This window comes from Mangrovicella endophytica (assembly GCF_002893625.1).
In the GTDB taxonomy this organism is placed as follows: Bacteria; Pseudomonadota; Alphaproteobacteria; order Rhizobiales; family Rhizobiaceae; genus Mangrovicella; species Mangrovicella endophytica.
The window spans coordinates 541,041-565,136 of record NZ_PKMZ01000001.1; the positions used below are offsets into that span (position 1 = coordinate 541,041).

The window sequence follows — 24,096 nt, forward strand, 5'->3', positions numbered from 1 at the left end:
TGCGTCAGTGCCAGCGCACTTCCAGCACTTCATAGGAGCGGGCACCGCCGGGCGCGGACACTTCGACCGTGTCGCCTTCGCCCTTGCCGATCAGCGCACGGGCGATCGGCGAGGAGATGGAGATGCGGCCAGCTTTCACGTCGGCCTCCTGGTCGCCGACGATCTGGTAGACCTTCTCGTCGTCGGTATCCTCGTCGACCAGCTTCACCGTGGCGCCGAACTTGATGCGGTCGCCGGACAGCTTGCTGACGTCGATTACCTCGGCGCGCGCGGTCAGGTCCTCGAGTTCGGAGATGCGGCCTTCGTTCAGGCTCTGCGACTCCTTGGCGGCATGGTACTCGGCGTTCTCCGAAAGATCGCCATGGGCGCGTGCCTCCGCGATCGCCTGGATGATGCGCGGACGCTCCTCTTGCTGGCGGCGTCGCAGCTCTTCCTTCAGCGTCTCGAAGCCCCGGCTCGTCATGGGGACCTTTTCCATGGTCTCACACCTTTCCGGGCCCCCGCTGCTTGTAACGGCGACCCTCTACGATCAAGGCCGACCTCTTCGGCCGGCAACACACAACAGCCTGGATGGGCCGCAGACGGCCGCGCTCAGACTGCGGACTGGAGGGATGCGGGGACAGGCGGTCCGACGACTGCCCCGCCGATCAAGCGGCCGTGAAGTAGGATTGGAGCGACCTGACTTCAAGGGTGCCCGACCGCAGCGCCGCGATCGCCTCAGCTGCCGCCACCATGCCAGCCAGCGTCGTGTAATACGGCACCTTGTGGATCAGCGCGGCGCGCCTGAGGGAGCGCGAATCGGACAGGGCCTTGGCGCCTTCCGTGGTGTTGAAGACGAGCTGGACCTGCCGATTGCGGATAGCATCCTCGATATGCGGCCGCCCTTCAAGGACCTTGTTGACCTTCTCCGCAGCGACGCCGTTATCGAAGAGGAAGCGTTGCGTCCCGCCTGTCGCGAGCACCCGGAAGCCCAGTGCGAACAGCTGACGGATCGGCTCCAGCACACGCTCCTTGTCGGCATCACGGACGGACACGAACACGGCGCCTTCGCGCGGCAGGTCAACGCCGGCGCCGAGCTGCGACTTGCCGAAGGCGAGCGCGTAGTCGGAGGCAAGGCCCATGACTTCGCCGGTCGAGCGCATCTCGGGTCCGAGCAGCGTGTCGACGCCGGGGAAGCGCGCGAAGGGGAACACCGCCTCCTTCACCGCGATATGGGTGAGGCTGCGCAGATCGCGCGGCCTGGTATAGGCGTTCATCGCCGCGTCGAGCGTCTCGCCGGCCATGACACGGGCGGCGATCTTGGCGATCGGTGCCCCAACCGTCTTGGCGACGAATGGGACGGTGCGCGAGGCCCGCGGATTGACCTCGAGGACGAAGATCGTGTCGTCCTTGATGGCGTACTGGACGTTCATCAGCCCGCCGACATTGAGGGCGAGGGCAAGTTCGCGCGTCTGGCGCTCCAACTCGTCGACGATCGCCGGCGACAGCGAATGCACGGGCAGCGAGCAGGCCGAGTCGCCCGAGTGGATGCCGGCTTCCTCGATATGCTCCATGATGCCGACGACCGACACGTCCTTGCCGTCGCAGAGCGCGTCGACGTCCACCTCGATGGCGTTGCTGAGATAGCTGTCGAACAGGAGCGGGTTCTTGCCGAGCAGCGTGTTGATCTGGCCGGTCTTATCGTTGGGATAGCGCTGCTTGATGTTTTCCGGAACCAGTTCCGGCACCGTGTCGAGCAGGTAGCTCTGCAGCATCGCCTCGGAGCGGATGATCTGCATGGCGCGGCCGCCGAGCACATAGGACGGTCGGACCACCAGCGGGAAGCCGATCTGGTCGGCGACGAGCCGCGCCTGCTCGACCGAATAGGCGATGCCGTTGTTCGGCTGGTTGAGATCGAGGCGGATCAGGAGCTTCTGGAAACGGTCGCGATCCTCGGCGAGGTCGATCATGTCCGGCGCGGTGCCGAGGATCGGGATGCCGTTCTTCTCCAGCGCTTCGGCGAGCTTTAGCGGGGTCTGGCCGCCGAACTGCACGATGACGCCGACGAGCTCGCCCTTTTCCTGCTCCGCGTGGAGGATCTCGATTACGTCCTCGGCGGTCAGCGGCTCGAAGTACAGGCGATCGGAGGTGTCATAGTCGGTCGACACCGTCTCTGGGTTGCAGTTGATCATGATCGCTTCGAAGCCGGCATCCTTCAGCGCGAAGGCGGCGTGGCAGCAGCAGTAGTCGAACTCGATGCCCTGGCCGATCCGGTTCGGACCGCCGCCGAGGATGACGACCTTGCGCGCCGCCGAAACCTCCGCCTCCGAGCGCAGCTGCCCGACGAAGGGCCGCTCATAGGTCGAGTACATGTAGGCCGTCGGCGAGGCGAACTCGGCCGCGCAGGTGTCGATGCGCTTGAAGACGGGCTTGACGTCGAGGCGGTTGCGCAGCTCGGCGACCTCTTTCGGACGGCTGCCGGTGAGGCTGGCGAGCCGCGCATCCGAGAAGCCCATGGCTTTCAGCATGCGCAGGTTGTCGGCATCCTCTGGCAGGCCGTGCTCGCGTATGCGCGCCTCCATGTCGACGATCGCCTTGATCTTGGCGATGAACCAGGGATCGATCTTGCAGGACTGGTAGACCTGATCCTCGGAGGTGCCCATGCGCAGCGCCTGCGCGACCATGCGCAGCCGGTCCGGCGTCGGCGTGCCGAGCGCGGCGCGGATGGCGTTCTTGTCGTCGCCTTCTCCGATCCCGGGAATGGCGATCTCATCGAGGCCGGTCAGCCCGGTCTCGAGGCCGCGCAGCGCCTTCTGCAGCGACTCCTCGAAGGTGCGGCCGATGGCCATGACCTCGCCGACGGACTTCATCGCCGTCGTCAGCGTCGGCTCGGCGCCGGGGAACTTCTCGAAGGCAAAGCGCGGGATCTTGGTGACGACGTAGTCGATCGACGGCTCGAACGAGGCCGGCGTCGCACCGCCCGTGATGTCGTTGTCGAGCTCGTCCAGCGTGTAGCCGACGGCGAGCTTCGCGGCGACCTTGGCGATCGGGAAGCCAGTCGCTTTCGACGCGAGCGCCGAGGAGCGCGACACGCGGGGGTTCATCTCGATGACGACGAGGCGGCCGTTCTCGGGATTGACGGCGAACTGCACGTTCGAGCCGCCGGTCTCGACGCCGATCTCGCGCAGGACCGCGATCGAGGCGTTGCGCATCACCTGGTATTCCTTGTCCGTCAGCGTCAAAGCCGGCGCGACGGTGATGGAGTCGCCGGTGTGAACGCCCATCGGATCAACATTCTCGATGGAGCAGATGATGATGCAGTTGTCCGCGCGGTCGCGGACCACCTCCATCTCGTATTCCTTCCAGCCGAGGACGCTTTCCTCGATCAGCACCTCGGTCGTCGGCGAGGCGTCGAGGCCGCCTTCGACGATCTCGAAGAACTCGGAGCGGTTGTAGGCGATGCCGCCGCCGGTGCCGCCGAGCGTGAAGGACGGACGGATGATGGCCGGCAGCCCGACCTCCTCCAGCGCGACGCCGGCGGCGGTCAGGGCGCGGGTCATGTAGCGCTGCTTGCGGTCGTTCTCGCCCAGCTGCCATTCGCGTTCATGCGCAGCGAGTGCGGCGTCGCGGCTCGGACCTTCCTCCGTGGTGCGGATGATCTCGGCGCGGCCCTCCTCGTGCGCGCGACGGTCCGCGGCCTTCGCCTCCGTGGCGTTAGCGAGAAGCGAGCGCGGCGTCTCCAGCCCGATCTTCGCCATCGCCTCGCGGAAGAGGGCGCGGTCCTCCGCCTTGTCGATCGCGGTCGCGTCGGCGCCGATCATCTCGACCCCGAACTTGTCGAGGACACCCATGCGCTTCAGCGACAGCGCGGTGTTCAGCGCCGTCTGACCGCCCATCGTCGGCAGGATCGCGTCGGGGCGCTCCTTCTCGATGATCTTGGCAACGACCTCGGGCGTGATCGGTTCGATATAGGTGGCGTCGGCGAGGTCCGGATCGGTCATGATCGTCGCCGGATTGGAGTTGACGAGGACGATCCGGTAGCCCTCGCCGCGCAGGGCCTTGCAGGCCTGCGTGCCGGAATAGTCGAACTCGCAGGCCTGGCCGATGATGATCGGGCCGGCACCGATGATGAGGATCGTCTTGATGTCGGTGCGTTTGGGCATCGGGCTATCCAGAATGCAGGCGCCCGCTGCCCGATCCGGCGAGAGGCCGGAGGGCGCGAACGATCGATGGGTAATTTCAGGCTAAGGCCGGCTTATAGGAGAAGAGTTGGACGAGCGAAACCCTCGATCCGCAGCATGGCCGAGGAATCTGGGCGCATGTGCGAAGAGGGTGTGGAAGGCCGGGGAAAGCTGCCGGCACGATTCGTCATCGTCGTAGCCGGCGGGAAGGGCATCCCGGCAGAGGCCTTGCCGGGATCGCGGAGCGGCACCACCGTGCCGCCGCAAACGGAGGCTGATCAGGCCGCCTGCGGCCGGTTCTCGTCGATCATCCGGAAGAAGCGCTGGAACAGGTAATGCGAATCCTGCGGGCCGGGCGAGGCCTCCGGATGGTGCTGCACGGAGAAGACCGGCCGGTCCTTGAGGCGCAGGCCACAATTGGTGCCGTCGAAGAGCGAGACATGGGTCTCCTCGACGCCCTCCGGCAGCGAATGCGCCGCAACGGCGAAGCCGTGATTCATGGACACGATCTCGACCTTGCCGGTGGTAAAATCCTTCACCGGATGGTTCGCGCCGTGATGGCCCTGGTGCATCTTCTCGGTCTTGCCGCCGAGAGCGAGCGCCATCATCTGGTGACCGAGGCAGATGCCGAACATCGGCACGCCCGTGTCCATCAGCGCCTTGATCGTCGGCACGGCATATTCGCCCGTCGCAGCCGGATCGCCGGGACCGTTGGACAGGAAGACGCCATCCGGCTTGTGAGCCATGATCTCGTCCGGCGTCGCCGTCGGCGGCACCACGACGACACGCGCGCCTTCGGCGGCCATCAGGCGCAGGATGTTGCGCTTGGTGCCGTAGTCGATCGCGACGATCGTGTAGCGCGGATCGGACGGCGCGCCGTAGCCGGCATTCCAGACCCAGGGCTTTTCTTCCCAGATCACCTCGGCGCCTGTCGCGGCATCCTTGGCAAGGTCGAGCCCGACAAGGCCGGACCACGCTTTGGCGCGGGCCTTCAGGGCCTCGACGTCGAAATTACCCTCGGGGTCATGGGCGATCACCGCATTCGGCATGCCGTTTTCGCGGATGTGGACGGTGAGAGCCCGCGTGTCGATGCCGGAGAGGGCGATGATGCCGCGCTGCTTCAGCCAGGCATCGAGATGGCCGGCCGAGCGGTAGTTCGATGGTCCGGACACTTCGGCGCGGAAGATCGCGCCGACGGCGCCAGCCTGTCCCTCGGCCCGCAGATGCTCGACGTCTTCGTCGTTCGCTCCGACATTGCCGATATGCGGGAAGGTGAAGGTGACGATCTGCTTGGCATAGGACGGGTCCGTCAGGATCTCCTGATAGCCCGTCAGCGCCGTGTTGAAGCAGACTTCGCCCTCAACGGCGCCTGTGGCGCCGAGGCCGTCGCCTTCGACCACCGTACCGTCGGCGAGGACGAGGAGGGCGGTCGGTTTCTTCGTGGTCCAGCCTTCGCTCATGCGTCGTCCCTCGCTCGCTCGTCGCCGCCAGTATCGGATATGTTGTGCTGTCCCCCGCATATCGCCGCAGCCGGCCGCAAGTGCAAGAGGCAGACGGTTACGCGCGGCCCCGATCGTCGCGGTCATAGCGATCGTGATCGCACCTGATCGTTTTGGGGCCTTCGGTTACGCGAGGCTCTGCCTCAGCCGAAGACGAGGTGCCAGACGATCGGCAGCAGGATTGCCGTCGCCAGCGCATTGAGGCCCATGGCAAGGCCGGAGAAGGCGCCGGCCGCTTCGCTTTCCTGCAGCGCGCGCGCCGTGCCGATCCCGTGCGAGGCGGTGCCGAGCCCGAGCCCGCGCGCGGCCGGATCGCGCACGCCGGCGAGATCGAGGAGAAAGGGGCCGAACACCGAGCCGAGAATACCGGTGGTGATCACGAACACGGCCGTCAGCGAGGGCAGACCGCCGAGCTTCTCCGAAATGCCCATCGCGACCGGCGCCGTCGCCGATTTCGGTGCTAGCGAGACGAGGCTGACGGCATCGACGCGCATGGCGAGGCCGAGGACGATGACGCTGGCGATCGCCGTCAGCGATCCCGCCAGGAGGCTTGCGGCGATCGCGACCGCACTCCGCCGCACCCGATCGAACTGGCGGTAGAGCGGAATGGCAAGCGCGACCGTCGCCGGGCCCAGCAGGAAGTGCACGAATTGCGCGCCGTCGAAATAGGTCTCGTAGCGTGTCCCCGTCACGGTCAGGACCGCCACGATGGCGACGACGCTAACCAGCACCGGGTTGAGCAAGGCCGGACGTCCGGCCCGTTCGTAGAGGGCGGTTGCCAACTGGTAGGCGACGAGCGTCAGGGTCAGTGACAGCAGCGGGCTGGCGGCGAGATAGGCCCAGATGTCGCCGATCGACCGGCTCATCGCCGCGGCTCCCCGGCATTGTCCTGTTCGGCGACGCGCTGCCCAGGCGAGAAGCGGCTCATCGTCCAGCCGGTGACGAGGATCGTCGCCAGCGTACTCGCGATCAGCACGATGCCAAGCGGCAGCACTTCGCCTTCGAGGCGCGAAAGATGCAGCATGATGCCGGCGCCGGCCGGCACGAACAGAAGCGAAAGATGCGCGAGCAGCCCGTTGCCGACCCGCGCCAGCGAGGACGGAACGCTGCCGCGGATCGCGAGGATGGCGAAGAGCAGCGCCATGCCGATGACCGGGCCGGGCAGCGGCAGCCCGGTCGCCGCGCTGATGGCCTCGCCCGCGAGCTGGCACAGGAAGATGGCTGTGATCGCATTCAGCATGGCGGCAGATCCTCGTCCAGCCGCTGTCCTACCGCCATCATCGGCTGCGCGCGACCGTCGATTTTCCCGTGGCCGACGACTAGGTTAGGAGCACCGCCGAACCAGAGCTGATCCCGCATGCGCTTTTCTCCCTCGTTCCTCGACGACATCCGCGACCGCGTCCCCATCTCGGACGTGATCGGCCGGCGCGTCACCTGGGACCGGCGTAAGTCGCAGCCCGGCAAAGGCGATTATTGGGCCTGCTGCCCCTTCCACAGCGAGAAGTCGCCGTCCTTCCACTGCGAGGATCAGAAAGGGCGCTACCACTGCTTTGGCTGCGGCGTTTCCGGCGATCACTTCCGCTTCCTCGTCGAAGTCGAGGGCTTGTCCTTCCCAGAGGCCGTCGAGCGCCTGGCGGGCGATGCCGGTCTGCCGATGCCGGCGCGCGATGCTCAGGCGGAGAAGCGGGAGGAGGCGAGGGCGACCATCATCGATGCCCTGAAGCTTGCCGCAGCCTTCTTCCAGGCGACGCTGCATGATTCGCCGGGCGCCAAGGCGCGCGCCTATCTGCGCGATCGCGGCATGAATCCGGCGACGCAGAAGCTCTTCGGCATCGGCTATGCGCCGGACAGCCGCAACCGCCTGAAGGAGCACCTCGCTTCCAAGGGCGTCGGCAAGGGCGAGATCGAGGCCGCTGGGCTCGTCGTCCATGGCGATGGCATTGCCGTCTCCTACGACCGGTTCCGCGACCGCGTGATGTTTCCGATCAATGACCTGCACGAGCGCATCATCGCCTTTGGCGGCCGCGCTTTGTCGGCGGACGTCCCGGCGAAATACCTGAACTCGCCGGAGACCGAGGTCTTCCACAAGGGTGAGATCCTCTTCAACCTGGCGCGGGCGCGCCGCGCCGCGAAGACGGCCGGAACGCTGCTCGTCGTCGAGGGCTACATGGACGCGATCATGCTCCATCAGGCCGGCTTCGAGAACGCTGTCGCGCCGCTCGGCACAGCTCTGACGGAGCGCCAGCTCGATCTTCTCTGGCGCAATGCGGCCGAGCCGGTGCTCTGCTTCGACGGCGACGCGGCAGGTCTGAAGGCCGCGCACCGCGCCGCCGAGCTGGCACTGCCGCAGCTCAAGCCCGGCCGCTCGCTGCGCTTCGCGCTGCTGCCAGAGGGCAAGGATCCCGACGACCTCGTGCGGGGCGATGGCCCCGGCGCCTTCCGCGACGTCCTGTCTTCGGCAAGGCCACTCGCCGACCTTCTCTGGATGCGCGAGACTGCCGGGGGCGTCTTCGACACGCCGGAGCGGCGCGCCGATCTGGAGAAACGGTTGAAGGCGCTGACCCGCCAGATTGGCGATGAGAGCGTCCGTCGCCACTACCTGCAGGACGCGGACGAGAGGCTGCGCGCCTTCTTCGGCCCGCCCGCCAGCGCCGGCGGCAACAGGAACAGGCATGGCGGCGGCAATGCGGAGCGGGGGGGCGGGCCGCGGCGTCCTGGTGCCGGGCAGCGTCGCTCGGTCGTCTCCGACCGGCTGACCCGCTCACCCCTCATGAAGGGCGCCAATGCTGCCGCGCCGACGCTGCGCGAACTCTCCATCGTGGTCGGCTTCATCAACCATCCGATGCTGCTCCACGAAGCCTTCGACTATTTCGCCGAACTGGAGCTGCCGGACGGCGATCTGCAGCGCCTGCGCTCGGCCGTGCTCGACATCTATGCCGACGAGGCGCCGGCCGATCGCGACACGTTGCTGCGCGGTCTCGCGGATCACGGCGTGCTCGACTTGTTCGAGCAGTTCGAGACGAAGGTGAGGATCGTGCGCCTCTGGCCGTTTCTCGCCGAGGCCGCGCCGGAAGACGCAAGGGAAGCCGTGCGTCAGGCGCTTCACTTGCAGCATCGATTCCGGTCCCTAAATAAGGAGCTGCAGATGGCGGAAGAGTCGCTCGGCCAGGAGCCGAACGAAGCCGCCTATATGCAGATCTTCGAAATCAAACGGGAAATCGACGGGCTTGGTGGCCTGGACGCGCTGATCGACGGCTTCGGATTACTGTCCGGACGTACGTCGAGAGGCTACTGACCGCGTCATTGAGCGACGATGGTCATGCGACGCAGCGGCAACCAAGTGTGGCCGATGGTCGTCTTTTTGTCTGATAACGCCTGCAAGCTATTGACTTGACAAGCAAGAATGGGAATCACGGGATCGCATCGCGTTCCCGATCTTGAAATATCGCAAGGCTGCCCCTTCTCACAGTCATCGTCAAGCGTCCGTGGCTCCTGCAACTGAGCCGCGTCCTTAAGGTTAAGGAGACGTTTACGGTCTGTGCCTCATAGCGGGGGCCTCCGTGATCGTGGTGCCTTGGGCGCTGCGCAGCGGGCGAACTGGAGAGACTATCGCATGGCGACCAAGGCCAAAGACAGCGAAGTGGCAGTCGAAGAGCGTCCGGAGACGCCGGACAGCCCTCTGCTCGACCTGTCCGACGATGCGGTCAAGAAGATGATCAAAACCGCCAAAAAGCGCGGTTTTGTCACTATGGACAAGCTGAACTCGGTGCTGAATGCGGAGGATGTCACCTCCGAGCAGATCGAGGACACGATGGCCATGTTGAACGACATGGGCATCAACGTCGTCGAGGAAGAGGAAGGCGAGGACTCCGAAGAGAGCGCCGACAGCTCCGATTCGACCGAGCTCGCCGAGCAGGGGCCGACGCAGGTCGCCACCACGCAGAAGCGCGAGGCCGGCGACCGCACGGACGATCCGGTCCGCATGTATCTTCGCGAGATGGGCTCCGTTGAGCTCCTGTCACGCGAGGGCGAGATCGCCATCGCCAAGCGCATCGAAGCCGGCCGCGAGACGATGATCGCCGGTCTTTGCGAGAGCCCGCTCACCTTCCAGGCCATCATCATCTGGCGTGACGAGCTGAATGAAGGCAACATCATGCTGCGCGAGATCGTCGATCTCGAGGCGACCTATGCCGGACCCGAGGCGACTGCCCCGGCGCCGACCGGCGAGGGCGTGATCGCGGCTGAGAACGGCGCGCCGCGGGGCGGTGAAGAGGGCATGCCGCGTCCGGGCGAGGACGAGGAGGACGACGAGGACGATCTCGAGAACAACCTGTCGCTCGCCGCGATGGAGGCCGAGATCAAGCCGCAGGTCATGGCGACCTTCGACGTCATCGCCGACACCTACCGCCGGCTGCGCAAGCTGCAGGACCAGCAGGTCGAGGCCCGCCTGTCCGCGCAGGGTGCTCTCTCGTCGAGCCAGGAGCGCTCCTACCGCAAGTTCAAGGAAGAGCTGGTCACGGCGGTCAAGAGCCTGTCGCTGAACCAGAACCGCATCGATTCGCTGGTTGCGCAGCTCTACGACATCAACAAGCGCCTGGTGGGCAACGAGGGCAAGCTCTTGCGCCTCGCCGAAAGCTATGGCGTCAAGCGCGACGAGTTCCTGAAGAGCTATCAGGGATCCGAGCTCGATCCGAACTGGACGCGGCATATCGCGAACCTGTCCGGCAAGGGCTGGCTGAAATTCGTCCAGAGCGAGAAGGACGGGATCAAGAATCTCCGCCAGGAGATCCAGAACCTCGCTACCGAGACCGGCCTGGAGATCACCGAGTTCCGCCGCATCGTGCACATGGTGCAGAAGGGCGAGCGCGAGGCGCGTCAGGCCAAGAAGGAGATGGTCGAGGCGAACCTGCGTCTGGTTATCTCGATCGCCAAGAAGTACACGAACCGCGGCCTGCAGTTCCTTGATCTCATTCAGGAAGGCAACATCGGCCTGATGAAGGCGGTGGACAAGTTCGAGTATCGCCGCGGCTACAAGTTCTCGACCTATGCGACCTGGTGGATCCGGCAGGCGATCACCCGCTCGATCGCCGATCAGGCCCGCACCATCCGCATCCCAGTGCACATGATCGAGACGATCAACAAGATCGTCCGAACCTCGCGTCAGATGCTGCACGAGATCGGCCGCGAGCCGACACCGGAGGAACTGGCCGAGAAGTTGGCCATGCCGCTGGAGAAGGTGCGCAAGGTCCTCAAGATCGCCAAGGAGCCGATCTCTCTCGAAACGCCGGTTGGCGACGAGGAGGATTCGCATCTCGGCGACTTCATCGAGGACAAGAACGCCATCCTGCCGATCGACGCGGCGATCCAGGCCAACCTGCGCGAGACCACGACCCGCGTGCTGGCGTCGCTGACGCCGCGCGAGGAACGCGTCCTGCGCATGCGCTTCGGCATCGGCATGAACACCGACCACACGCTGGAAGAGGTCGGCCAGCAGTTCTCGGTGACGCGCGAGCGTATCCGGCAGATCGAGGCGAAGGCGCTGAGGAAGCTCAAGCATCCCAGCCGCTCCCGCAAGCTGCGCTCGTTCCTCGACAGCTGAGCCGCGCGACCAACCCATAGGATCATAGAGGCCCGGCCATTGTGCCGGGCCTTTTGTTGTTGGCATGACCGATGTCGCCGGGATCCGCGGCTCTGGCCGCTCAGCGCTCGAAAACCCGCTGAGGGTCGCTGGACCGCGGTCGGCATACTCTTGTCCGGCCGCCGCGGCTGAACCGCAAATGAACGGCGGGTGCGGTCGCCATTCAGGCAGCCTCCTCTACGTTGACGATCACGGCCGTTCGGCCAGACATCAAACGGAGAGTCCCCATGTTCCAGCCCTTCGCTCGCAGCGGCCTGCGTTGCCGCTGCCCTCGCCGCCGGTGCGCTCGGCCTCGTCCCCGCCGAAGCTGCAGCGGCACCTGTTGCCCGTGTCACCATCACGTCGCCGGCCGTTCAGGTCGAGCAGGTCCAGTATCGCCACGACCGGCGCGACCGTTACGACCGCCGCGGCGGTGCCTGCTCCATCCGTCGGGCCCTCGGCAAGGCCGAGCGCATGGGTATCCGTCGCGCACGCGTCGTCCGTGAGACGCGCCGCACCGTGACCGTCGCCGGCCGCTCCTTCCGCGGTGGCCGCACCTTCGTCACCTTCGGCAACCGCGGCGGCTGCCCGGTCCTCGACGTCAACCGCTGATAGGCAAAGGGCGCCGGAGACATCTCCGGCGCCCTTCACTTGTTCAGGATTATCCGGCAGCGGCTGTCCCCCAGGGCGGCCGCTGCCGTTTTTGTCTGTCAGTCGGCAATCTCGAAGACGACGCGGACCCGCGCATTGATCGTGCTCTCGCCGGCCTCGACCGGAACGGCATCCGCCATCTGCGCCTCCATCTTCATCGACCGCGCCGCCATGGGCACCGGCATCGGCATATCGGCCTCGTCGTTGATCTCGATGATCTTGCCGAGCTTGACGCCGGCGGCCTCGGCCAGAATACGCGCCGTCTCCTTGGCGTCAGTGACGGCCGCCGTGCGGGCCTTGCTGCGGAGTGCGGCCGGATCGTCGATGTCGAAGCTGATGTCACCGCCCTGGTTGACGCCGAGCGTCACCGCCTTGTCGAGCACGGCGCCGATGTCGCCGATCTTGCGAACGCGCAAGGCCAGCGTATTGCGCACTTCGTAGCCGACGATCTCAGGCGGATTCTGCACGCCGTTCTTGGGCTCTTCATAGCGATATTGCGGGCTGATGGTGAAGCCGGAGGTCTGCAGGTCGCGTGCCTCGATGCCGAGATCCTTCATGGCCGCTGTCACCTCGGCCATCGCGGCATTGGCTGCATCCAGAGCCTCACGAGCCGTCTTGGCAGTGCGCAGCACGGTGAACTGCGTCAGCGCCAGATCCGGCGCGGCATTCGCCTCGCCGGTGCCGGTCACGGTGATGCGAGGCGGCTCGGCCGCCGTAGGGGCGACGGGCGATTGAGCGAAGGCCGGCACGGCGGCGGCGAGCGTAAAGACCGCGGCGGCAACGAGAGGGGAACGGTATGACTGCATGTGAGGCTCCAGACTCAGAGAGGCGCCTTCTCCTCGCACCCGATTATGGCTGAAGCCAGATTGTCGCACCCCGGATACAGCACGAGCGCGAGGCCTGTGCGCCGAACTCGAGGCCGCGGGCGATCGCCGCGAACGCTTGCGAGAGCGTCTGGTGGGCCCGGCAGGACTCGAACCTGCAACCAAGCGGTTATGAGCCGCCGGCTCTAACCATTGAGCTACAGGCCCCACGGCCCCTGCCGTATCTGAAAGCGTCCGGGCTCTCAAGGCCGTTCGGGACGGGTCGTCATACAGCCGACCTCAGAGGCCCCGCCGTCGGGTGATTGGTCTCGCCGTTTCGGCTCCTCGAGCTGGTAACGCTCTTGGCAGCGGCAGCCTGATTGCCGTTGTGAGCCGGCGGACTAGTTCACGAATTCTTGCGCTCCCGCCCCGAGGACTTCCATGGCCAGACTAGACGACGCACCGCCGCCGGCGCCGGTCATCGCGCCGGCCTCGGTTCCCGGCATCGCCTCGATCCTGGCGCTGCAGGTCGGCGTCGTCGTCATCGCCGCGCTTTATCTCGGCCGCGACGTCCTCGTCCCGATCACCGTCGCGGTGATCCTGTCCTTCATCCTGACGCCACTGGTGAACCTGCTGCGGCGATTGCGTATCGGAAAGACGGCGTCGGTCCTGCTGGCGGCGCTCGCCGCTCTGCTCGTCCTCATGCTGCTCGGCGCGATCATCGGCACGCAGCTGGCGGAGCTCGCCACGAGCCTTCCCGACTACATCTCCACCGTGCAGGGCAAGGTGGAGGCCATCCGCGCCTACGGCCTGCAGCACTTCTCCGGCATCTTGCGGCGCTTCGGCGTCGGTGCCGCCGATGTGGCGAATGGCGGCGGCTCTGCAGCCAGTTCCGCCGCACCATCGGCCGCGCAGAACGAAGCGGGCGAGGGCGGCCTGCAGCTGGGAATGCTGACGACCTATCTCTCGCCGGTCCTCTCTCCCTTCGCGACGGCCGGCATCATCTTCATGGTGTCGATCTTCGTGCTCCTGCAGAAGGAGGATCTGCGCGACCGCATGATCCGCCTGTTCGGCTCGACCGACCTGCACCGCACCACCGTCGCCATGGACGACGGCGCGCGGCGTCTCAGCCGTTACTTTCTCACGCTGCTCGCCATCAATGTCGGCTTCGGCGTCGTGATCGGCTCCGGCCTCTGGTTGATCGGCGTACCGAACCCGATCCTCTGGGGCATCATGGGGATGACGCTGCGCTTCGTCCCCTATGTCGGTCCGATCATCGCCGCGACGCTCCCGATCTCTCTTGCCGCCGCCGTCGATCCCGGCTGGTCAATGGTGGTCTGGACGGTTGGCCTCTTCATCGCAACCGAGCTCGTCTTCAACCAGGTGATCGAACCGCTGGCCTATGGCCGCGGCACCGGCCTTTCCACCTTCGCAGTCATTGTCTCCGCGATCTTCTGGGGCTGGCTGTGGGGCCCGGTGGGCCTGATCCTGTCGATGCCGCTGACGCTCTGCCTTGTCGTTCTCGGCCGCCATGTCGAGCGCCTGGAGTTTCTCGACGTGCTGCTCGGCGACCGGCCGCCCCTGACGCCGGTGGAGAGCTTCTACCAGCGCGTCCTCGCGGGCGACGCGGACGAAGCGCAGGACCATGCCGAGCTGCTGCTCCAGCAGCGCTCGCTCTCCTCCTACTATGACGAGGTCGCGCTGAAGGGCCTTCAGCTTGCCGCGGACGATGCCGAGCGCGGCGCCCTGAAAGGCGAGCAGCTCGAGCGCATCCGCAACACGGTGAACGGGCTGATCATGGAGCTCGGCGGCTATGACGACGAGGAGCCTGACGGCGACGAGGCCGACAAGAAGGACCCGGCCGGGACGCCGCGGGACGAGAAGGCTCTCGGTTCCGCACCGCCGCCGGACAGCGTCAACGAAGCGGTGCTGCCGGACGCCTGGCGCAGCGACGGCGCGGTTCTCTGCCTCGCCGGCAAGGGCCCGCTCGACGAGGCGGCGGCGGCCATGCTCGCCCAGCTCCTCGGCAAGCACGGCCTCGGCGCGCGCGTTGCCGCCTATCGCGCGGCATCCCGCCAGGACATCACCAATCTGGACATCTCCGGCGTGGTGATGGTCTGCGTCTCCTATCTCGACATTGGCGGCAGCCCGTCGCATCTGCGCTACCTCCTGCGCAGACTGAAGCGCCGCCTGCCGGGTCGGCCGATTCTTGTCGGCCTGTGGCCGTCAGACGATGCGACGCTGAAGGACAAGGCAGCGCAGGCCTTCATCGGCGCCGACCGCTACGTGATTTCGCTCGCGCAGGCGGTCCAGGCCTGCGTGGAAACAGCTCACGCCGACGGTGCCGCGGTGACTCAGGCAGAGGCGAAGCCTGCACTCGCGGCGGAACCGGTCCTGCTTGCGGGGAGTGCCTCTCCAGCGCTGGCCTGACAGGGAGCAAATTGGCGGCTCGCGGCACAGGATGCCGCCTGCTCGATCCGCCGCCTGCACGCGCAAAAGGTGTCAGGATCGCATCGTGCGACCGAGAGCCTGCCGCTCCTGTCGATGACGCCCCCTCTCGGTTGCGGCGAGACGACAAGTATGGAGCTGAGAAGCTGCCGATATCGCCGCTGAGGCCGGTGATGGGCTGAATCGTCGCAGCATAATGCGGCGCAGGACGATCCGTGCTCAGCGCCTCGGGATGCGGCGATGTGCGGCGATGCGGGGCGGTGTGTCAGGCGGCCCTGACACTGCGTCGCAGTTACCGCGCCGGCGCGGTGATCGCCGCCGAGGATTTCCGACACTCGTCGGCTGACGCGGCGATCGCTCTTCTCCGCACAGAGGCAGAGACACGAGGACAAGCCTCGCTCTGCCGAGGCAACAGAATTCGAGCGCATCTCGACAATTGTCAAACCGATGGCTAGAACAGCGCTCTGGCGGGTGGGGAAGGCACGTTGTGCGAACCGGCCGGACGAGGGTGAAGTGCCGCGGCGCGGCACGATCGCTCCAAGCAATATCGGGTCAGCCGTCCGAGCGGTCTTCACCGCCGTAACGTCGCTGTCCGTGCCGGGAGGACTGCGCAGCATGAAAGGCGCTTTGGCTGATCGTCAGCTGAGCTTTCTTGCCTTGACCAATGTGGCGGTGCTGCTGGCTGCGGTGCTGCTGACCGGTTCGGGCTTCATCGACCTCTACAATCTGCAGTCGATGGCGTCGCAGGTGCCGGAGCTCGGGCTGCTTGCGCTCGGCGTCATGCTGGCGATGCTGTCCGGAAATGGCGGCATCGACCTGTCGGGCATCGCGCTCGCAAACCTATCCGGTGTCGTCGCCTACCTCGTTCTCCGCGACACCGTCTCGGCCGACGACGCGCCGCTGGTCTTCACCTGGTCCTTCGCCGGCATTGCGCTGGCCGTCGGCCTCGCCGGCGGGGTGCTGAACGGCATCCTCGTCTCGCATGCCGGTCTGACGCCGATCATCGCGACGCTTGGTACGCAGCTCTTTTTCACCGGCATTGCCGTGGCGCTGACCAATGGCTCGGCGCAGACGCTCGGCTATGTCGAGCCGCTCGACGACTTCGGCAACACGCCGGTCCTCGGCGTTCCGCAGTGCTTCGCGTTGTTCATCCTCATCGCGCTCCTGCTCGGGATCGTGCTCCGCTTCAGCGGCTTCGGCATCCGCCTGCGCCTTCTCGGCAGCAACCCGAAGGCGGCGCACTATGCCGGTATCCCGCGGCGGCGCATGCTGTTCCTGACCTATACGGCCTGCGGTGTTCTCGCCTCGGTCGCGGGGATCGTCATCGCGGCCCGCACCTCAAGCGTGAAGTGGGACTACGGCTCGTCCTATGTCCTCATCGCCATCCTGATCGCGGTGATGGCCGGGGTGCGCCCCGAAGGTGGCTACGGCCGCGTTATCTGCGTCATCCTTTCGGCGACGGCGCTGCAGATGCTCTCAAGCCTCTTCAACTTCATGGATATCTCGAACTTCTTCCGCGACTTCGCTTGGGGCGTGTTGCTGCTCCTCTTCCTGGCGGCGTCGCAGATCGATCTTCGCGCGTGGATCGCACCGCGGCACTGAGCATCCCGCTATGGCGCCACGACCCGGGCGCCGAGGCTGGCAAGCATTGCAGGGTCTGGGAGGAAATCCGATGTCGATCAAAACCAAACTCGTCACCTGCGCCGCAGCCGTTGCGCTCGTCGGCGCTGCTGCCAGTGCGATGGCGCAGGACAAGCCGGCCATCGTCACGGTGGTGAAGGTCACCGGTGAGAACTGGTTCACCCGCATGAACGAAGGCGTCGACGCCTATGGCAAGGACCATGCCGACGTCGCGACGAGCCAGGTCGGCCCGGCCAAGGCCGATGCGGCGCAGCAGGGCCGCCTGATCGAGGATCTCGTCGCCAAGAAGGTTGCGGCCATCGCCATCGTGCCGATGGATCCCTCGGCGCTGGAGGGCGTCCTGAAGCGCGCCGCCAACCGCGGCATCAAGGTCGTCACCCACGAGGCCGACAACCTGAAGAACACGCTCGTCGACATCGAGGCCTTCGACAACAAGGAGTTCGGCGCCCGCTTCAACGAGAAGCTCGCCGCGTGCATGGGCAAGTCCGGCAAGTGGACCTCCTTCGTCGGCTCGCTCGGCAGCCTGACCCACGTGCAGTGGGCCGATGGCGGCGCCGAGAACGCCAAGAAGTATCCGGAGATGGAGCTCGTCTCGGAGAAGAACGAGTCCTTCAACGACGCTAACCGCGCCTATGAGAAGGCCCGCGAGATCCTGCGCAAGTACCCGGACATCAAGGGCTTCCAGGGTGGTTCGGCGATCGACGTCATCGGCATCGGCCGTGCCGTCGAGGAAGCCGGCCTGCAGGACAAGACCTGCGTCTTCGGCCTCGGGCTGCCGAAGGACACCGGCCCGTATCTGGAGTCCGGCGCCGTCGACGGCATCAGCTTCTGGGATCCGAAGGATGCCGGCTATGTCATGAACAGGGTCGCCGACATGGTCCTGAAGGGCGAGGAGATCAAGGACGGCATGGATCTCGGCGTCGCGGGCTATGAGAAGGTCTCGGTCAAGAAGGGGCCGGGCGAGGGCTCCATCCTCGTTGGCCAGGCCTGGGTCGACGTCGACAAGTCGAACTACGGCAAGTACCCGTTCTGACCGCACGATCGCATCAGGCCGGGCTCCTCTGTGAGCCCGGCCTTCCACTCCGGGCCGTGCCCGTTCCTTCTTTCCAGGCGCCGGACCTGTGCCATGCAGCATGACACCGTTGCAGCCACGCCAGCTCGCGGCGACGCGATACCGGCGGCGGCCGTGCCCTTCATCGAGATCCGCGACGTTCACAAGAGCTTCGGCGGCGTCCGGGCGCTGAAGGGCGTCAGCTTCGCCATCGAGCCCGGCCAGATCTACCACCTGATGGGCGAGAATGGCTGCGGCAAGAGTACTCTCATCAAGATCCTGTCCGGCGCCCAGCCGGCCGACAGCGGCGATATCCTCGTCAACGGCCGCCCTTCCAATGGATTCTCGCCGGTAGAGGCGCTCGCGGCCGGTATCGAGACGGTCTACCAGGACCTCTCGCTGCTGCCGAACCTCACGGTTGCCGAGAACATCGGCCTGACGCAGCAGCTCGTCGCATCCTCCGGCCACCTGTTCCGCCGGCTCGATCGCTCCCGCATGCGAGGGACCGCCGAGGCGGCGCTGGCGACCGTCGGCCTGCCGACGACATCCGGCTTTCTGGCCACCCGCATCGACGAGCTGCCGATCGCCAGCCGCCAGCTGGTGGCGATCGCCCGCGCCATCGCGTCCGACGCCCGCCTGGTGATCATGGACGAGCCGACCACGGCGCTGACGAAGCGCGAGGTCGACAACCTCATCGCGGTGGTGAACCGGCTGCGAGCCGGCGGCGTCGCCGTGCTGTTCGTCACCCACAAGCTCGACGAGTGCAAGTCGATCGGGGGCAGGGCGGTGATCATGCGCGACGGCCAGAAGGTCGCCGAGGTCGATGTCGCCGATCACTCCAAGGCCGAGCTCGGCTTCTGGATGACGGGCAAGATGCTGGACGAGGCGCGTTACCGCCAGGCGCCGAAGACCGGCGACACGCTGATCGCCGTGGAGAAGCTCGGCCGTCGCGCCGCCTTCTCCGATGTGTCGTTCTCGGTCCGCAAGGGCGAGATCGTCGGGATCACCGGGCTTCTCGACTCCGGCCGCAACGAGCTGGCGCTGGCGCTCGCCGGCGTGCGTCCGGCCGATGCCGGTACGATCCAGCTGGACGGGGCGGCGGTGACGCTCAAAGATCCCGGCGACGCCATCGCGGCGGGGATCGGCTATGTGCCGGAAGACCGCCTGTCCGAAGGGCTCTTCCTCGAAAAGTCGATCGAGGACAATGTCGTTATGGCCGTGCTGGACAGGCTGCGCGGCGCGCTCGGCCTCGTCAGTGCCCGCCGAAGCCGCGCTCTGGCCGAGGCGACGATCGCCGATCTTCAGGTGGCGACGCCGGACGTGACGCGGCCGGTGCAGTCGCTCTCCGGCGGCAACCAGCAGCGCGTCCTGATCGGCCGCTGGCTGACCATTCATCCCAAGCTCCTGATCCTGCACGGACCGACCGTCGGCGTCGATGTCGGCTCCAAAGATACGATCTTTCGCATCATCCAGCGCCTCGCCGATGAGGGCATGGGCGTCGTGATCATCAGCGACGACCTGCCGGAGCTGCTGCAGAACTGCGACCGCATCCTCGTCATGCGAAAGGGACGGCTGGCCGAGAGCTTCGAAGCCGAGGGGCTGGCGGAGGAGACGCTCTACGGCGCCCTGGTGGATGAAGCGCGTGCAGGAGCCGCCCGATGACCGACATCGCGACCACGCAACCCGTGCCGTCCACCGAGCGGAGCGCCTTCCTGCGTGCTTCCTACTGGCTGCTGCGCCATCCGCCGGTGTTCACGCTGATCCTGATCGTCCTGGTCTGCCTCGTCGTCGGAAGCATCAATCCGGACTTCTGGCAGGTGTCCAACCTGTTCGACATCCTGCGCGCCTCGGTGGTGCGCGGGCTGTTCGCACTCGGCGTCCTCGTGGTGCTCGCCTCCGGCGGTCTGGACGTGTCCTTCACCGCCATTGCCGCGCTGGTGATGTATTCGGTGACGATGCTGGCCACCAACTGGATGCCCGGCATGCCGATTGCGGTGATCCTGGCGCTGGCGACCTTCGGCGGCGCGGCGTTGGGCGCGATGAACGGCATCCTGGTCGACCGCCTGCGGGCGCCATCGCTGATCGTTACCATTGGCACGCAGTACGTCATCCGGGGTTTTCTGCTGACCTTCGTCGGCACGGCCCTGTTCATGAACATCCCGGGTTCGATGGAGGCGTTCGGCAAGCTCGCCCTCATCCGCTACGTCGAGCCGAACGGGGCGATCTCCACCCTGCCGGCCTTCGTCCTCGTTCTTGCCGTCGCGGCGGCAGTGACCTGGTGGATGCTGGAACGCACGCTGATCGGCCGCGCCATCTATGCCGTCGGCGGCAGCCCTTCGGTCGCCGAGCGGCTCGGCTTCAGCCTGCGAACGGTCCATGTCTTCGTCTTCGCCTATGCCGGCCTGCTCGCTGGGATCGCCGGCATCATGCACGTCGCCAGCAACCGGCTCGCCAATCCCTTCGACCTCGCGGGGACGGAGCTCGACGTCATTGCGGCGGTGATCCTCGGCGGCGCGCGGATCACCGGCGGTTCGGGCTCGGTCGGCGGCACGCTGCTCGGCGTCGTCCTGATCACGCTGGTGAACAACGTGCTGATCCTCGTCGGCATTCCGACGACGTTGCAGCTTGCCATCATCGGCGGCTTCATCGTGCTGGCCGGCGCCGCGTTCTCGATCCGCCGGCGGCCGTAACCGGGAAAGCGCAGGTCTGCTGAGCCATCGGCGAGGCAGGGGCCTGCTGCTTCCGCAGACGCGACGCGAGCGTCGCGTCGGACAGTCGCGGACGCACTGTTCCAGCAGCCCAGCCTACCCGTTGATGGTCCCGTCGCATATGCCGGCAGTCGCGGACACGGAGAGCCGATAAGCGGATCCGTGCCGCGGGTATCGGGAAACGTGATGATTTCGCCGCCGGACCAAGACGACAGCTATCGAAGCCAGCCTGTGCGGGGCGTCCGCTGGATCTACACCGCGCTCGGCCTCGTTCTGACGGGCATCGGCATTGTCGGCGCTTTCGTGCCGCTGCTGCCGACCACGATCTTCCTGATCCTTGCGGCTTCCTGTTTCGCCCGGTCTTCACCGCGGCTGGAGAGGTGGCTGCTGGACCATCCGCGCTTCGGGCCGGGGTTGCGGGCGTGGCGCAACGAGGGGGCCGTGTCGCGGCGTGCGAAGATCATGGCCTGCATCGGCATGTCCGTGGGCTATGGCCTCTTCGCGCTCGGCAGCCGGCCCGGACCGCTGCTTGCGGCGGCCGTCGCGGTGTTCATGCTGGGCTCGGCGGCCTATGTCGTGTCGCGGCCGGAGCCCCGCCCGAAGCCAGACGTGTAGAGGGTCCTTCGCTGCGTCGCATGTCGACTGCGGCACCGACCAGACGGTCGACAACCCACGGCGCTGCCGAGCAGGGAGAACCGAGCACAGCAGTATGAGGCTCTGCTGTGCTCGGTGGCCTCATCAACACCGATGAGGCCCGTCGTCTCACCTCTGAAAGCTTGGTCGGAGCCTCAGATGAGCCCGCGCTTGGCGAGGTTGCGCATCAGCGCGCCGGCGCCCGTCCGCCAGCCTTCCACCTGATCCGTCGGCCGCACGCGGTTGACCAGCGCGCCGAGCGCCGGCGTCGCGATGGAGACGACGTCGCCGGTCTTGTGGGTGAAGCCGCGACCGAGCTCGTCGCGATCCTCCACCGGCGCGAACATGGTACCGAGATAGAGCACCAGGCCGTCCGGATAGGCGTGATGGGCGTTCACCGCCTGGGACACGAGGTCGGCCGGATCGCGGCTGATCTCCCGCATCGAGGAACGCCCGGTCAGGCGATAGCCTTCCTCGCCCTCGACCGTCAGGGTCAGTTCCAGCGCGCGCACCTCGTCGAGCCCGAACGCGTCGTCGAAGAGGCGCAGGAGCGGCCCGACCGCGGCGGCGGCATTGTTGTCCTTGGCCTTGCCGAGAAGGAGGGCCGAGCGGCCCTCCACGTCGCGCAGGTTGACGTCGTTGCCGAGGGTCGCGCCGACGATCCGCCCCGTGGAGGCGGAAACCAGCACCACCTCCGGCTCCGGATTGTTCCAGGTGGAGGCAGGGTGGACGCCGATATCGGCGCCGCTGCCGACGGCCGAGAGCGGCTGGCCCTTGGTGAAGATCTCGGCGTCCTTGCCGATGCCGACCTCGAGATACTGGCTCCAGGCGCCGGCCTTGATCAGCGCTTCCTTCAACCGCTCGGCCTCCGTGGAGCCGGGCTTCAGCGCGCGGATGTCGGAGCCGATGAGATCGAGGATCTCGCCTCGCACGCTGGCCGCTGCGTCGGCATTGCCGCGGATTCGCTCCTCGATGACGCGCTCCAGCATCGAGACGACGAAGGTCACGCCGGCGGCCTTGATCGCCTGCAGGTCGATCGGGGCGATGAGATGCGGGCGCCTCGGATCGCGCTTGTCTGGATCAGCGTTGGCGAGAAGATCGGCGACGCTGCCGAGATCATCGCCCGCCGGCGCCTGGTGCAACGCGGACGCGGGATCGGCGGTCTCGCAAAGATCGCGCATCGTCGGGAAGGTCGCGGAGACGTCGATCGCGCGACCGGCGTCGACGCGGATCACGGCAGGTCCATCGACGTCCGGTCGGAAGGCGCGTCCCGCCAGCGTCGCGTTGCTCTCGCACAGCGACAGGGTCGCGGCATGGTGGTCCCGTGTAATCATGAGGGGTCTTCCAGTCCGTTCGGATTTCAGTGGCCGGTGAAGGCGAGCTCTACCATACGCGCCTCGCTCATCGAGCCTCGATCGAGCATGTCAACGAGCCGGCCCTTCGACATCACCGCGACGCGGTCACAGAGCGTCAGGATCTCCTCCGTCTCGGAGGAGGCGACGAGGATGCCACGGCCGGATCGGGCCTCGGCGCGAATGATCTCGTAGATGTCGGACTTCGCGCCGATATCGACGCCGTGCGTCGGCTCGTCGAGCAGCAGCAGCCTCGGCCCGGTGGCGAGCGCTCGGCCGATCAGCACCTTCTGCTGGTTGCCGCCGGACAGTGCGGTGATCGCCTGGCGCGGCCCGGTCATGCGGATGCCGAGCGCCTGGCGGTAGCGGTCCGCCGCCGCACGCTCGCGCCGTGACGAGACGAAGCCGAAGCGGCCGAAGGCACCCAGATTGGCGATCGCCACGTTCCGCGCGATGTCGTGCTGGGGGAGGATGCCTTGGACCTTGCGGCCCTCCGGCACCAGCGCCAGACCGCGCCGCACGGCATCCGCGGGTGAGGCGAAGCGAGCCGGGCGGCCGCCGATCTCGATGCGGCCGGTCCGTAGCCTTCGCGCGCCGAAGATCAGCTCCAGGAGCTCCGTGCGACCGGCGCCCACAAGCCCGAACAAGCCGACCACCTCGCCGGAGCGCAGATCGAGATCGATGCCGGCGAGATCGCTGCCGTCGCCGGCCGCTTCGACTTCCAGCAGACGCTCCCCCGGCGCATCCGCATGCGGCTGGTAGGTGAAGAGCGATGCCCGGCCCGTCATGTCGGCGATCAGCGTCTGGCGATCGGTACCCTCCGCCGGCCGATCGGCGACGAGTGCGCCATTGCGCAGGACAACGAGGCGATGGCAGAGCGACAGCGCCTCCTCGAGGCGGTGGGTGATGAAGATGATCGCGGTGCCCTGCGCCGCGAGACGGCGGACGAAGGCGAAGAAGCCGTCCACCTCATGTGCGGTCAGGGACGATGTCGGCTCGTCCATGATCAGGAGCCGAGGCTGGTGGGAGACAGCGCGCGCGATCTCGACCAGCTGCTGCTCGCCGAGACGCAAGGAGCCGGCCAGCCGTTTCGGATCGATGCCCATCGCGCCGATCGTGTCGAGCGCCGCCCGTGCGTTCCGGCGCATCCGCCCGCGGTCGACCAGACCAAGCCGGCCGCGCGGCAGCCGCCCGACCGATATGTTTTCAGCGACGGTGAGTGAGGGCAGGAGCGACAGCTCCTGATGGATGAAGCGGATGCCAAGCGCCTGGCCCGCCGCAGCCGAGCCGAGCGAAGCCTCCCGTCCGGCGATCGCGATCGTGCCCCGGTCCGGCTGCAGATTGCCGGAGAGGATGTTCATCAGCGTCGACTTGCCAGCGCCGTTCTCGCCGAGCAGGCCGACGATCTCACCGGCGCGCACGGAGAAGTCGATGCCGCGCAGCACAGGATTGCCGCCGAAGCCTTTCTCGATCCCGCGCGCCTCCAGAAGGCTCAAGCTCGCATCTCCGTCCTGGCTGCCGAGGGTGGGGGCG

Annotated in this window: 17 protein-coding genes and 1 tRNA gene; 9 read left to right on the forward strand and 9 right to left on the reverse strand. The window is 66.7% G+C overall.

Annotated features, from left to right (window positions below; all coding sequences use genetic code 11):
* Positions 1 to 4: 4 nt before the first annotated feature.
* The 5 genes from greA to C0R46_RS02575 form a co-directional block, all read right to left on the reverse strand.
* Positions 5 to 478, reverse strand: a complete 474-nt coding sequence (gene greA, locus C0R46_RS02555; protein WP_102958004.1) for a transcription elongation factor GreA — start codon at positions 476 to 478, stop codon at positions 5 to 7.
* 169 nt (positions 479 to 647) lie between these two features.
* On the reverse strand, positions 648 to 4,142 hold the full coding sequence (carB, locus tag C0R46_RS02560) for a carbamoyl-phosphate synthase large subunit (protein WP_102958005.1): 3,495 nt from the start codon (positions 4,140 to 4,142) through the stop codon (positions 648 to 650).
* 296 nt (positions 4,143 to 4,438) lie between these two features.
* Positions 4,439 to 5,620 (reverse strand): glutamine-hydrolyzing carbamoyl-phosphate synthase small subunit, encoded by a 1,182-nt coding sequence (carA, locus tag C0R46_RS02565; RefSeq protein ID WP_102958006.1) that lies wholly within the window; start codon positions 5,618 to 5,620, stop codon positions 4,439 to 4,441.
* Positions 5,621 to 5,802: 182 nt separating this feature from the next.
* Positions 5,803 to 6,525, reverse strand: a complete 723-nt coding sequence (locus C0R46_RS02570) for an LrgB family protein (protein WP_102958007.1) — start codon at positions 6,523 to 6,525, stop codon at positions 5,803 to 5,805.
* Positions 6,522 to 6,899, reverse strand: coding sequence for a CidA/LrgA family protein (locus C0R46_RS02575; protein ID WP_102958008.1), 378 nt, complete (start codon positions 6,897 to 6,899; stop codon positions 6,522 to 6,524). Before C0R46_RS02575 ends, C0R46_RS02570 begins: the two co-directional genes overlap by 4 nt.
* A 117-nt stretch (positions 6,900 to 7,016) precedes the next feature.
* Between C0R46_RS02575 and dnaG the strand changes: the two genes are divergently transcribed.
* The 3 genes from dnaG to C0R46_RS20710 all read left to right on the forward strand — a co-directional run bounded on the left by dnaG (position 7,017) and on the right by C0R46_RS20710 (position 11,888).
* Positions 7,017 to 8,954: a DNA primase gene (gene dnaG / locus C0R46_RS02580; protein ID WP_102958009.1), complete on the forward strand. Its 1,938-nt coding sequence runs from the start codon at positions 7,017 to 7,019 to the stop codon at positions 8,952 to 8,954.
* A gap of 318 nt (positions 8,955 to 9,272) precedes the next feature.
* Positions 9,273 to 11,258 carry an RNA polymerase sigma factor RpoD gene (gene rpoD, locus C0R46_RS02585; protein WP_102958010.1) on the forward strand — a complete coding sequence of 662 codons (1,986 nt, stop codon included), beginning with the start codon at positions 9,273 to 9,275 and terminating at the stop codon, positions 11,256 to 11,258.
* Between the two features lie 492 nt (positions 11,259 to 11,750).
* Positions 11,751 to 11,888: a hypothetical protein gene (locus tag C0R46_RS20710; RefSeq protein WP_157944529.1), complete on the forward strand. Its 138-nt coding sequence runs from the start codon at positions 11,751 to 11,753 to the stop codon at positions 11,886 to 11,888.
* Positions 11,889 to 11,986: 98 nt separating this feature from the next.
* Here the strand turns inward: C0R46_RS20710 and C0R46_RS02590 are convergent, their stop codons facing one another.
* Complete coding sequence (locus C0R46_RS02590; protein ID WP_102958011.1) at positions 11,987 to 12,733, reverse strand: SIMPL domain-containing protein; 747 nt, start codon at positions 12,731 to 12,733, stop codon at positions 11,987 to 11,989.
* Positions 12,734 to 12,882: 149 nt separating this feature from the next.
* A tRNA-Ile gene (locus C0R46_RS02595) sits at positions 12,883 to 12,958 on the reverse strand.
* Positions 12,959 to 13,171: 213 nt separating this feature from the next.
* On the opposite strand from C0R46_RS02595, the gene C0R46_RS02600 reads away from it, so the two are divergent.
* From C0R46_RS02600 to C0R46_RS02625, 6 genes are all read left to right on the forward strand, one after another.
* A complete protein-coding gene (locus C0R46_RS02600; RefSeq protein WP_102958012.1) occupies positions 13,172 to 15,160 on the forward strand; it encodes an AI-2E family transporter in 1,989 nt (662 codons plus the stop codon).
* A 633-nt stretch (positions 15,161 to 15,793) separates the two neighbouring features.
* Positions 15,794 to 16,780 (forward strand): ABC transporter permease, encoded by a 987-nt coding sequence (locus tag C0R46_RS02605; protein ID WP_102958572.1) that lies wholly within the window; start codon positions 15,794 to 15,796, stop codon positions 16,778 to 16,780.
* 70 nt (positions 16,781 to 16,850) lie between these two features.
* A complete protein-coding gene (locus C0R46_RS02610; RefSeq protein ID WP_102958013.1) occupies positions 16,851 to 17,852 on the forward strand; it encodes an autoinducer 2 ABC transporter substrate-binding protein in 1,002 nt (333 codons plus the stop codon).
* 93 nt (positions 17,853 to 17,945) lie between these two features.
* Complete coding sequence (locus C0R46_RS02615) at positions 17,946 to 19,532, forward strand: sugar ABC transporter ATP-binding protein (protein WP_102958014.1); 1,587 nt, start codon at positions 17,946 to 17,948, stop codon at positions 19,530 to 19,532.
* On the forward strand, positions 19,529 to 20,560 hold the full coding sequence (locus C0R46_RS02620) for an ABC transporter permease (protein WP_102958015.1): 1,032 nt from the start codon (positions 19,529 to 19,531) through the stop codon (positions 20,558 to 20,560). Before C0R46_RS02615 ends, C0R46_RS02620 begins: the two co-directional genes overlap by 4 nt.
* A 204-nt stretch (positions 20,561 to 20,764) precedes the next feature.
* Entirely contained in the window at positions 20,765 to 21,193 is a 429-nt protein-coding gene (locus C0R46_RS02625; protein WP_102958016.1) for a YbaN family protein, read from the forward strand.
* Between the two features lie 173 nt (positions 21,194 to 21,366).
* Here C0R46_RS02625 and C0R46_RS02630 read toward each other — a convergent pair whose 3' ends face one another.
* A complete protein-coding gene (locus C0R46_RS02630) occupies positions 21,367 to 22,545 on the reverse strand; it encodes a fumarylacetoacetate hydrolase family protein (RefSeq protein WP_102958017.1) in 1,179 nt (392 codons plus the stop codon).
* 26 nt (positions 22,546 to 22,571) lie between these two features.
* A complete protein-coding gene (locus C0R46_RS02635; RefSeq protein WP_245413385.1) occupies positions 22,572 to 24,059 on the reverse strand; it encodes a sugar ABC transporter ATP-binding protein in 1,488 nt (495 codons plus the stop codon).
* Positions 24,060 to 24,096: the final 37 nt, after the last annotated feature.

Coding starts and splice junctions, on each gene's coding strand:
- greA (WP_102958004.1), bottom strand. CDS start 478: ATGGAAAAGGTCCCCATGACGAGCCGGGGCTTCGAGACGCTGAAGGAA.
- carB (WP_102958005.1), bottom strand. CDS start 4,142: ATGCCCAAACGCACCGACATCAAGACGATCCTCATCATCGGTGCCGGC.
- carA (WP_102958006.1), bottom strand. CDS start 5,620: ATGAGCGAAGGCTGGACCACGAAGAAACCGACCGCCCTCCTCGTCCTC.
- C0R46_RS02570 (WP_102958007.1), bottom strand. CDS start 6,525: ATGAGCCGGTCGATCGGCGACATCTGGGCCTATCTCGCCGCCAGCCCG.
- C0R46_RS02575 (WP_102958008.1), bottom strand. CDS start 6,899: ATGCTGAATGCGATCACAGCCATCTTCCTGTGCCAGCTCGCGGGCGAG.
- dnaG (WP_102958009.1), top strand. CDS start 7,017: ATGCGCTTTTCTCCCTCGTTCCTCGACGACATCCGCGACCGCGTCCCC.
- rpoD (WP_102958010.1), top strand. CDS start 9,273: ATGGCGACCAAGGCCAAAGACAGCGAAGTGGCAGTCGAAGAGCGTCCG.
- C0R46_RS20710 (WP_157944529.1), top strand. CDS start 11,751: ATGGGTATCCGTCGCGCACGCGTCGTCCGTGAGACGCGCCGCACCGTG.
- C0R46_RS02590 (WP_102958011.1), bottom strand. CDS start 12,733: ATGCAGTCATACCGTTCCCCTCTCGTTGCCGCCGCGGTCTTTACGCTC.
- C0R46_RS02600 (WP_102958012.1), top strand. CDS start 13,172: ATGGCCAGACTAGACGACGCACCGCCGCCGGCGCCGGTCATCGCGCCG.
- C0R46_RS02605 (WP_102958572.1), top strand. CDS start 15,794: ATGAAAGGCGCTTTGGCTGATCGTCAGCTGAGCTTTCTTGCCTTGACC.
- C0R46_RS02610 (WP_102958013.1), top strand. CDS start 16,851: ATGTCGATCAAAACCAAACTCGTCACCTGCGCCGCAGCCGTTGCGCTC.
- C0R46_RS02615 (WP_102958014.1), top strand. CDS start 17,946: ATGCAGCATGACACCGTTGCAGCCACGCCAGCTCGCGGCGACGCGATA.
- C0R46_RS02620 (WP_102958015.1), top strand. CDS start 19,529: ATGACCGACATCGCGACCACGCAACCCGTGCCGTCCACCGAGCGGAGC.
- C0R46_RS02625 (WP_102958016.1), top strand. CDS start 20,765: ATGATTTCGCCGCCGGACCAAGACGACAGCTATCGAAGCCAGCCTGTG.
- C0R46_RS02630 (WP_102958017.1), bottom strand. CDS start 22,545: ATGATTACACGGGACCACCATGCCGCGACCCTGTCGCTGTGCGAGAGC.